At 71.6% G+C, this 2,761-nt stretch carries 3 protein-coding genes; 2 read left to right on the plus strand and 1 reads right to left on the minus strand.

All coding sequences use genetic code 11. The annotated features are described in order from the left end of the window. Positions 1 to 783, plus strand: a 783-nt coding sequence (locus tag AC1D12_RS30200) for an FHA domain-containing protein (protein ID WP_477844933.1), incomplete at its 5' end; no start/stop codon positions are given. A 94-nt stretch (positions 784 to 877) separates the two neighbouring features. Here AC1D12_RS30200 and AC1D12_RS30205 read toward each other — a convergent pair. Further along, a complete protein-coding gene (locus tag AC1D12_RS30205; RefSeq protein WP_477829476.1) occupies positions 878 to 1,576 on the minus strand; it encodes an HAD family hydrolase in 699 nt (232 codons plus the stop codon). A gap of 110 nt (positions 1,577 to 1,686) precedes the next feature. Here AC1D12_RS30205 and AC1D12_RS30210 point away from each other — a divergent pair. Beyond that, on the plus strand, positions 1,687 to 2,761 hold a 1,075-nt coding region (locus AC1D12_RS30210; protein ID WP_477844934.1), incomplete at its 3' end, for a GAF domain-containing protein.

Genomic DNA, 2,761 nt, shown 5'->3' on the forward strand with positions numbered 1-2,761 from the left:
AACCCGATCGAGGCGGTGTCTGCCGCCGACGGCATGCATGAATCGCTGGACCGCATCGTCCCGCCGGCGAACCCGGTCGCCGGCGCGCCGGTCGTGGCGTCGCGCACGCCGGTGCTGAAGCTGCAGGTCGGGCTGGCGCACGGCGAGGTGGTCGCGATGTCGGGCGATTGCTTCGGCGATGCGGTCAACGTCGCGGCCCGGCTGCTCGACCATGCCGGCGACAACGAGACGCTGACCACCGCCACCGTGTTCTCGGCGCAGGATGCCGAGAGCAGCGCGCGCTTTCGCAGCCTCGACCGGGTGCAGCTGCGCGGCCGCGTCGAGCCGGTGCATGTCTACCTGCTCGAAGGCCGGCGCTTCGGCGACACCGCGGCCACGGCCTACGGCGACCTGCTGCCCGTCACCACCGAGCCCGAAGGCATCCGCCTCGCGTGGCTCGACCTGAACCGCGTCTATGCCGGCCCGAGCCTGCCGGTGGTGCTGGGCCGCAGCCCGCAGGCCACCTACTGCATCGACGATTCGCGGGTCTCGCGCTCGCATGCGCGCATCGACTGGCACGGCGGCGCCTTCCAGCTGACCGACCTCAGCTACAACGGCACCTACGTGCGCTTCTCCAGCGACTCCGAGATCGTGCAGCTGCGCCGCGGCACCTGCACGCTGCACGGCAGCGGTGCGATCGGGCTGGGGGCCTCACCGGCCGATCCGACCTCGCCGTGCGTGCGCTTCGAAGTGATGAAGTTCTCCGACACCCAGCCCCAGGCGCCATTCGAGTTCAATCGCTGAAGAAGGTTGCCCCACCCCCGAGGCGCTGCGCGCCTCCCCCTCGAGGGGGCAACACCAGCRGCCCGGCAAAGCCGGTTCCGCGGTGTTCGCTGGGTCAACACCCCAACATCTCTGCCAGTTCGATCAGTGTGGCGGCCTGCCCGCAGCCAGCCGGCAACGCCCCTGCCGCATGCCCGGGCCGATGCAACCACACGGCCTGAAGCCCGGCATCGCGTGCGCCGTGCACGTCGAGCAGCAGATCGTCGCCGACATGCAGCACCTGCGCCGGCGCCACGCCCAGGCGCTCGCAGGCCAGGTGGAAGATCCGCGCATCGGGCTTGCCGATGCCGAGCTTCTGCGAGCTCAGGCTGCCCTGGAAATGCTGCGCCACGCCGACCGTCGCCAGGTCGGCATTGCCGTTGGTCACAGCGAACAGCGGGAAACGCGCCGCCAGCCGCGCGAGGCCCGGCAATGCGTCGTCGAAGAATTCCACCCGCTGGCGCGCCGCGAAGAACACGTCGAACGCCGGGCCGGCCAGCTGCGGGTCGTGGCCCGTCATCGCCAGCGCGCGGGCGATGCTCTCGCGGCGGATGGAACTCAGGTCGTGCTTCCAGTGCGGGTGCTCGGCCTCCACCGCGTTGCGCAGCGCACGCAACGCCGGCGGATCGAAACGCTGCGCCGTGGCCGGCGCGTGTTCATGCAGCCAGCCATGCAGCTGGTGCTCGGCCCGCTCGATCGCCGGCCAGACCGGCCACAGCGTGTCGTCGAGATCCAGCGTCAAGGCAAGCGGCGGACTGTCAGGGAAAGCAGGCATGGCAGCTGTGGAATCCAGCGCGGCAAGAGGGTGCCGGGCCGGCGGATTGTCCGCTACAGTCGCTTGGCCTCGGAGCAGAAGACACCGATGAATCACGCCTTCCGCGCTTCATGACCCCGGCCCCCCTGCCCGCCGACGAGCCCGAGCGCCTGCGCGTGCTGCGCGAGCTCCGGGTGCTCGACACCAGCGTCGACCCGGCGTTCCTCGCGCTGGCGCGCCAGGTCGCCGCCCGCACCGGCTGGCCGATCTCGGCCATCAGCCTGGTCGATGCCGACCGCCAATGGTTCCCGGCCGCCGTCGGCCTCGGCGTGTGCCAGACACCGCGCGATCAATCGTTCTGCGGCCACGCGATCCTGCAGCCCGCGGCCTTCGAGGTGGCCGATGCGCTCGGCGACCGGCGCTTCGACGACAACCCGCTGGTCACCGGCCTGCCCGGCATCCGCGCCTATGCCTCGGTGCCGCTGGTGGTCGACGAGCGCCGCATCGGCACGGTCTGCGCGATCCACACCGAACCGGCGCGCCTGGACGCTGCGCAATGGCAGTCGCTGCACGAGCTGGCGCTGCTGGCCAGCGCGCTGCTCGACGCCCGCCTGCGCGAGCAGCGCTGGCGGCTGCAGGAGGCCCGGGTGCGCGCCGCCAGCCTGTCGGGCAACAACTGGCTGTGGGAAACCGATGACCTCGGGCAGATCAGCTGGCTGTCCGAGAACTTCGAGCACCGCATCGGCCTGCCGCCGCAGCACGACCTGGGCCGCCGCTTCCCCGAGCTGGTCCAGCCGCATGGTGGCGAGCACGCGGCCTCGTGGTCGCGCTACGAAGCGGCATTGGCCCGCCGCGAGCCCTTCACCGAACTGATCGCCGACCGCCCCTCCCCCGCCGGCGCGCTGACGCTGTCGATCAGCGGCGTGCCGGTGTTCAGCAGCAGCGGCCGCTTCCGCGGCTACCGCGGCTCGGCCACCATCATCAACGCGCGGCTGCAGGCGCAGAGCGCCGCACGCCGCGCCGAGCAGCTGCTGAGCGATGCGCTCGAGAGCATGAACGCCGGCGTGATGATCAGCGCGCCGGACGGCCGCGTCGTGCAGTCGAACGCGGCGTGGCGGCGATCGATCGGCCACGCCGCCCCGGCCGATGCGATGACCTGGCCCGAGATGGTGCGCAACATGGTCGCGCGCGGCGACTATCCCGATG

Source organism: Rhizobacter sp. P1_G5 (genome assembly GCF_056405435.1).